Genomic DNA, 258 nt, shown 5'->3' on the forward strand with positions numbered 1-258 from the left:
CCTTCATCGACTCCTAGTGTCAAGGCATCCACCGTGCGCCCTTTCTAACTTAACCAAACTAAAAATTAAAAAATATGAGCTACACTGTTATCTAGTTTTCAAAGAACATACATTTATATATGAGAGATAGTTCTCTCAAAACTGAACAAAACGAAACACGGAAACTTATATTGATGAACAGCGTTCATCAATTCTCCATAGAAAGGAGGTGATCCAGCCGCACCTTCCGATACGGCTACCTTGTTACGACTTCACCCC

The 258-nt window shown here is 39.9% G+C and carries 1 rRNA gene; it reads right to left on the reverse strand.

Going from position 1 to position 258, the window contains the following annotated elements:
• Positions 1-201: 201 nt before the first annotated feature.
• Positions 202-258: ribosomal RNA gene (locus ACS2FK_RS30600) — 16S ribosomal RNA — on the reverse strand; the annotation flags it as partial.

The sequence above is a fragment of the Bacillus cereus group sp. BceL220 genome, from assembly GCF_051776965.1.
Classification (GTDB): domain Bacteria; phylum Bacillota; class Bacilli; order Bacillales; family Bacillaceae_G; genus Bacillus_A; species Bacillus_A cereus.